The following is a 7,079-nucleotide window of genomic DNA, read 5'->3' on the forward strand; positions in this document are numbered from 1 at the left end:
GGCACCAACCCGCTCGCGCTGGCCGTCGCCCTGCTCATCGCCGCCGTCTATCTCTTCGGCGCCCTCGAACTCAAACGCTTCCATCAAGCCACGGACGCTCTCGCCAACGCCGTCTCCGGCCTGAATTCCCCCCCCGCGTCGCTGCCGTCGTGGCTCGACACGCTGCCCGCCGGCCTGCGCACCGCCGTGCGTCTGCGCGTCGAAGGGGAACGCGTCGGCCTGCCCGGCCCCGCCCTCACGCCCTATCTGGTCGGCTTGCTCGTGCTGCTCGGCATGCTCGGCACCTTCCTCGGCATGGCCGCCACCCTGCGCGGCACCGGTCTCGCGCTCGAAGGCGCCACCGATCTCGAAGCCATCCGCGCCTCGCTCGCGTCGCCCGTCCGAGGCCTCGGCTTTGCGTTCGGCACGTCGGTGGCCGGGGTCGCCACGTCCGCGATGCTCGGCCTGCTCGCCGCGCTCGCCCGCAAGCAACGCGCCCAGGTCGTGCAATCGCTCGACGCGCGCATCGTCACGACGCTGCGCGGCTTCTCGCGACAGCATCAGCGCGACACCACGCTGCAATTGCTTCAACAGCAGGCGACGGTCATGCCCGCCCTCGTCGACCGTCTGCAAGACATGATGGCCGCCATGGAGCGCCAGAGTCAGTCGCTTGGCGAACGGCTCGTCGCGAATCAAGACGCCCTGCACGCCAAGACCGACGCCTCATACGCGCAACTCACCAACGCCATGCAGCAGTACCTGAAGGACAGCGTGGCAACGACGGCCAACGCGGCCAGTGCCGCCATCCGCCCCGAGGTCGAGGCGACGATGGCCAGCCTCGCGCGCGAGTCGGCCTCGTGGCACCAGACCGTGTCCACCGCCATGCAGGATCGAATGGACGGTCTGTCGGATCGCTTCGAGGCCACCACCGCCCGCGTGGCAAATGTCTGGACGGATTCGCTCGACGCTCAGTTGCGCACCAATGCATCGCTTGCCACCGATCTGCGCGCCGCGCTGGGCGAATTCACGCAAACGTTCGAGACGCGCTCATCCCGACTGGTCGACGACGTCGCCGCCCGGCTCGAAACCGTGACCGGACACGTCAGCGCCGCGCATGCGGGTGTTGCGCAAACGTGGGAGACGTCGCTCGCCGCGCAGCAGCGCACCAACGATGCCCTCGCCAAGGAACTCGGCAGCGCACTGGCCCAGTTCGCACAAACCTTCGAGGCCCGTTCGGCCAAACTCGTCGACGAAGTCGCCACGCGTCTCGAAACCACAGCCGGGCAAGTGAGCGCCTCGCACGCCGGCGTTGCGCAAACGTGGGAAACCTCGCTCGCGGCACAGCATCAGACCAACGATGCGCTCGCCAGGGATCTCGGCGCTACGCTTGCGCAATTCGCCCAGACCTTCGAGACCCGCTCCACCGACCTGCTGGCCAATGTCGCCTCGCGTCTCGACAATGCGACCGGCAGCATCGCCACGGCGCAGACGACCGTCGCCCAGGCATGGGAGCAAGCCCTCGCCCAGCAGCAGCGTTCGCACAACGCCCTGACGCAAGACCTCGGCACTGCGCTGGAAAGCTTCGCCCAGACGTTCGAAGCCCGCTCCACGGCCTTGCTCGGCGACGTGGCCGCCAAGCTCGACGCCGCCAGCGGAAACGTCAGCGGCGCGCACGAGCGCGTCGCCCAGGCGTGGGATCAATCGATCGCGCTGCAACAGCAAGCCAACGCCGCCCTGAATACCGAACTCGGCGCCGCACTCGCGCGCTTCACCGACACCTTCGAGCAACGCTCGGCCCACCTGATCGATGGCGTGAGCCTGCGCACGGAAGGCGCGATGCACAGCGTGTCGGAGACGGCCAGCGTCGCGTCCGGCGAGTGGAAGCAAGCCCTCACCGCGCAACAGTCCGCCAACGACGCACTCGCCCGCGATCTGGCGAGCGCGCTTACCCGCTTTGCGGACACCTTCGAGGCACGCGCGTCGCAATTGCTGCAAAGCGTCTCGGCGCAGATGGATGCAACGTCGACCCACGTCGCGCAAACGTGGCGCGACGCGATCGCGGAGCACGCGCGCACGAGCGAACGGCTGGCCGACGGCAACCAGCAACTCGTGGCCGCGACGACCAGCGTCTTCACGGACCACAGCGCGTCATTGCTGCAAGCGCTTCAGGAAGCCAACGCGGCCCATCACGACGCCACGGCCGAGCGCGAAACGCAACGCCTGTCGGCGTGGACGCAAACGCTCGAAGGCACGCTCGCCACGCTGCGCTCGGAATGGCAGCAGGTCGGTGAGCACAGCGCCAGCCAGCAACAGGCCATCTGCGACACGCTCGCGCGCACCGCACTGGAGATGTCCGAACAGACGCGCGCCCACGCCAGCGACACGCTCGCCGAAATTTCGCGTCTGGTGCAGACCGCGTCCGAGGCGCCGAAGGCCGCCGCCGAGATCATTGGCGAGCTGCGCCAGAAACTCTCGGACAGCATGGTGCGCGACAATGCCATGCTCGAAGAGCGCTCGCGTCTGCTCGACACGCTGGGCACGCTTCTCGACACCGTCAAGCACGCGGGCAACGAGCAACGCGCCGCGGTCGACGACCTGGTGACGACGTCCGCACAACTGCTCGAACGTGCCGGCACGCATCTGGGCGACGCCATCGCCGCGCAAACGGAGAAGCTCACCGCCGCGTCGGCGCAGGTCACCGGCAGCGCGGTGGAAATCGCGAGCCTGGGCGACGCTTTCGGCGCCGCCGTGCAATCGTTCGGCGAATCGAACGCGCAACTGCTCGACCATCTGCAACGCATCGAAGCCGCGCTCGACAAGTCGATGGCGCGCAGCGACGAACAACTCGGCTACTACGTTGCGCAGGCACGCGAAGTCGTGGAGCTGAGCGTGATGTCGCAAAAGCAGATCCTCGAAAACCTTCAGGAACTGGCGCAAACGCGCTCACAACCGGGTAGCGCGGCAGCATGAGAGACGATTTCGACGCGGACATCGGGGACAGCGGCGAGGTCGGTGCGGCAGCGCCGACATGGGCCGTCTTCGGCGACCTGATGTCGGTGATGCTCGGCGCGTTCGTGCTCATCATGCTCGGTGTGATCGGCGTGCAGATCGAACTCTCCGCCAAGCTCGATCGTGAAGTGAAGGAGCGCCGGGCCGAAACGCAACGCCGCGAGACGCTCGAGAAAGCGCTGGCCGGCCCCCTCGCAGGCGGGCGCGTCACACTGGTGAACGGTCGTATCGGCATCAGCGGCAATGTGCTTTTCGCGCTGAACTCGGACCAGTTGCAACCGCAGGGGCGTGAAGTGCTGCGTAGCCTGGCCACCCCGCTGGCCGCCTATCTCCGAGCGAGCGACGAGATTCTCATGGTCAGCGGCTTCACCGACGATCAACAGGTGCGCGAAACGAACCGGCGATTTGCCGATAACTGGGAGTTGTCGGCCCAGCGTGCGCTCACCGTGACGCGCGAATTGATCGCCGCGGGTGTGCCGCCATCGTCGGTCTTCTCCGCGGCGTTTGGTTCGGAACAGCCCGTTACGTCGAACCGCGACGAGGCCGGTCGCGCGAAGAACCGCCGCGTGGAGATCGCGCCGATGCCACGCAGCAGCGCCAGCAACGCGGGCAAGCCCCATGCGTGACGCGATGCCCGCCGAGGCTGGCGCCGCGCAAGCGCACGAGGCAACGGACACATTGTCCGAGCAACTCGCCGCATGGCGGGCGCACGGGGCCGACAAACGCGACCCGGTGCGCTTTCATCGCATCGAAGCGTTGGCGCTGCGCAGCCGTGCCTTTCGTGGCGACGTGCGACGCGTGCTCGACGAACGTTTGACGGCACTCGTCGACGCGTTTACGCAGTCGCTTGGCGCGGCCGGCGCCGAATCTGACGCATCTGACGCATCACCCGCATCGCCCGCATCCGCCGATGCGGCCGCCCCGACGACACAATGTCTCGCCTCACCGCTTGCGGAATTGACGGCGAGCATTGCGCAACGCGTGGCCCCCACCCGTGAACGGTCCGCGCCGCCGACGACGTCTCACACCGTTAAAGCCGCAACGCCGCCAGGCCAGACGCTGCGCGATGGCTCCAGCACCAGCACCACCGATACCGTTCAGCCGGTCAGCGGGACCACCGCACTGCCGAAACGCCCCGTCGCGCCGCCCGCCCCCGTGGCGCTTACACCGACGGTCATCGCCACTGAAGATGCCTTCGACGACCTCGACGTCCTCGAATATTTCCGCGAGACGTGGTCGAAAGTGAGCACCGACGGCAATCTGCGTCAGTCGCTTGCCCAGGTGCCGGAGAACGCCGGACCGTTCAACTCCAGTCATCTGGTGCACCGCGCACTGTCGCTGATGCACGACATCTCGCCCGACTATCTGCGGCACTTCCTGCGCCACGCCGACGCGCTCTCCTGGCTCGAAGATATGGAGACCACCGGCGTGCTTGGCAACAAGCCGGCGGCTCGCGTGGCGGCCAAGCCGTCGCGCACGAAGACGCGCTAACGCCTGCGCGGACATAGCCCGCGTCGGTTGCCCTCGCAGGCACAGATTCCGGGCCCTCGTGCCATGCGTCTACGCTCATTGCGGGCCGCTTGCCTGGCTTGTGCACGACGTCAACTTGCCAGTGAAGGACGTTCCGGGAGATAATCGGGCCCGTTCCCGCCGCCATGGCACGGGAAAAACTTTCGAAAAATCATCGTGTTGGGTGCCGACTCAGGCCGCAATGCCGGATGTGCCGCCCGCCGCAGCATTCCTCGACAAGCCGTCGCCCAGACGGCTTTTTGTTTCCATGACGAACCACGGACAACCGCCGGCTGACGACGCGCCACCGGCCCACGACGACGACGCCGACTTGGGCGCGTCGCAATCCAATGCCACGGGCAACGACGACACGCACGTCGATCCGAACGACGTGGCGCACCCGCGCCGCATTCGCAGCTTCGTGCGTCGCGCAGGGCGCAGCTCCGAGGCGCAAAAGCGCGCGTTCGACGTCCTCGGCCCGCAGTTCCTGCTGCCCTACGCGCCTGAGCCGCTCGACTGGCCCGCCGCCTTCGCGCGCGCCGATGCGCCTCGCATTCTCGAGATCGGCTTCGGCATGGGAGACGGCACGGCGTACATTGCCAAGCTGCGTCCGGACGACGATTTCCTTGGCGTTGAGGTGCACGAGCCGGGCGTGGGCGCATTGCTCAAGCGCATCGGCGAAACGCCCTTGTCGAACGTACGCATCATTGCGCACGATGCCGTGGAAGTCGTGCAGCACATGCTGCCCGAAGGCTCGCTGGACGGCGTGCACGTTTTCTTCCCCGATCCGTGGCACAAGAAGCGCCACCACAAGCGCCGCCTGCTGCAGCCGCCGTTCGTGGCGCTGCTCGCGTCGCGCCTGAAGCCAGGCGGCTACCTGCACTGCGCAACGGACTGGCAGGAATATGCCGAGCAGATGCTCGAAGTGCTCGGCGGCGAACCCACGCTTGAAAACACGGCGGCCGACTATGCACCGCGTCCCGACTATCGTCCAGTGACGAAGTTCGAGAATCGCGGCCTGCGCCTCGGTCACGGCGTGTGGGATCTCGTGTTCCGCAAACGCGGCTGAGACGCGTCGCCAGAGACGACAAGGGGCACCACGCGGTGCCCCATTTTTTTAGTCGGCCCAGACCACCCATCCGCTGTAGCCCGTCGCCAGCACCACGAGACCGAACACGATGCGATACCACGCGAACGCCGTGAAGTCGTGCGACGCGATGTAGCGCAGCAGCCAGCGCACACAAATGAAGGCGCTGATGAAGGCGGCAATGAAGCCAATGCCGAACAGGCTGAAGTCGTCGACCGAGAGCGTCGCGCGCGCCTTGTAGAGTTCGTAGACGGTCGCGCCGAACAGGATCGGGATGGCGAGGAAGAACGAGAACTCGGTCGCCACCTTGCGCTCAAGCCCGAACATCATGCCGCCGATGATCGTCGCCCCAGAGCGCGACGTGCCCGGCACGAGCGCGAGACATTGCGCGAGGCCGACTTTCAGGGCGTCGACGACTGACAGGTCGTCCATCGAATTCACGCGCGGGCGCTTGCCCGCTTCGGCGTTGCGACGGTTATGCCGCTCGACCAGCAGGATGACCACGCCACCGACGATAAACGCCGTGGCGACCACGGTGGGGTTGAACAGCGCGGCCTTGATGTGCTTGCCGAGCCACAGGCCGAGCCCGATGGCGGGCAGGCACGCGACGATCACGTTCACCGCGAAGCGGCGCGCCTTGGCATCGCTGCCGAGGCCGGCCACGACCTGTGCGATCTTCTCGCGATACTCCCAGCACACCGCGAGAATGGCGCCGAACTGAATCACGATTTCGAAGACCTTGCCCTTCTCGTCGTTGAAGTCGAGCAGGCTGCCCGCCAGAATCAGGTGCCCGGTCGAGGAGATCGGCAAAAATTCGGTCAGACCTTCCACGACACCGAGAATGAGGGCTTTGAACGCCAGCAACAAGTCCATGCAATGAGTTCCTGAGAAGGTGCGAATTGCGAATAGGGGAATACGGGAAGCGAGAGCGATGCGCCAGGCCGCGTCGGACGGACCGCGTCAACGCGCATCGAGTTTGACGTTCACGCCATGTGAGCGCACGGTGATCGCGCCCGGCTGTCGCGCCACGCCGCCGATGTTCAGTTGCTCGGGCTTGAACGTGTAAAGCGGCGCGCCCTGCAGCCATTGCGTCGCGATCAATGCCCCGGCGGCGTTCAATTGACGCGACCAGCGTTCGGGCAGACCGTCGACCGTGAACGTCTCCACCTCCGGATCGCGCAGCACGACCGACATCGTCGCCGGGTCGTACGCCAGCGCACTCTCGATGGCGAGCGTGCCGGTGAGCGGCGCACCACCGAACGGGTGCGTCACCGTCGCGTCGACGGACACCGCCAGACGATTGCGTGCCGGCAACAAGGTCAGACGCGGATGCGAGAGGTTCACGTCGAGCACCGCCAGCACGCGACGGTCGAACGGAAATTTCCGGTCGAGCGCGCGCTGCAACTGGCTTTCGGAGAAGGTGTAGTCGTTGCCGAAAGGCAACCCCGCGCAGGCGCTCAGCCCTGCGGCGAGCGCCGTCGCGCCCGCCAGCGCC

Annotated in this window: 6 protein-coding genes; 4 read left to right on the forward strand and 2 right to left on the reverse strand. The window is 66.7% G+C overall.

The genetic code is table 11. From position 1 onward, the window contains the following. From A985_RS0103945 to trmB, 4 genes are all read left to right on the forward strand, one after another. Positions 1-2,949 (forward strand): DUF802 domain-containing protein (locus A985_RS0103945; RefSeq protein WP_017232112.1); only part of this gene is annotated, 2,949 nt, incomplete at its 5' end. Further along, positions 2,946-3,614 (forward strand): OmpA family protein, encoded by a 669-nt coding sequence (locus A985_RS0103950; protein WP_017232113.1) that lies wholly within the window; start codon positions 2,946-2,948, stop codon positions 3,612-3,614. The genes A985_RS0103945 and A985_RS0103950, both read left to right, overlap by 4 nt. Then, a complete protein-coding gene (locus A985_RS24105; protein ID WP_017232114.1) occupies positions 3,607-4,479 on the forward strand; it encodes a DUF2894 domain-containing protein in 873 nt (290 codons plus the stop codon). Before A985_RS0103950 ends, A985_RS24105 begins: the two co-directional genes overlap by 8 nt. A 286-nt stretch (positions 4,480-4,765) precedes the next feature. Then, on the forward strand, positions 4,766-5,566 hold the full coding sequence (gene trmB, locus A985_RS0103960) for a tRNA (guanosine(46)-N7)-methyltransferase TrmB (protein ID WP_157211340.1): 801 nt from the start codon (positions 4,766-4,768) through the stop codon (positions 5,564-5,566). A 48-nt stretch (positions 5,567-5,614) separates the two neighbouring features. Here the strand turns inward: trmB and A985_RS0103965 are convergent, their stop codons facing one another. Both A985_RS0103965 and A985_RS24110 read right to left on the reverse strand, forming a co-directional pair. Next, positions 5,615-6,457, reverse strand: coding sequence for an undecaprenyl-diphosphate phosphatase (locus A985_RS0103965; RefSeq protein ID WP_017232116.1), 843 nt, complete (start codon positions 6,455-6,457; stop codon positions 5,615-5,617). 87 nt (positions 6,458-6,544) lie between these two features. Then, on the reverse strand, positions 6,545-7,079 hold a 535-nt coding region (locus A985_RS24110), incomplete at its 5' end, for a DUF1439 domain-containing protein (RefSeq protein ID WP_232424511.1).

The organism is Pandoraea sp. B-6, assembly GCF_000282835.1.
GTDB classification, from domain to species: Bacteria; Pseudomonadota; Gammaproteobacteria; order Burkholderiales; family Burkholderiaceae; genus Pandoraea; species Pandoraea cepalis.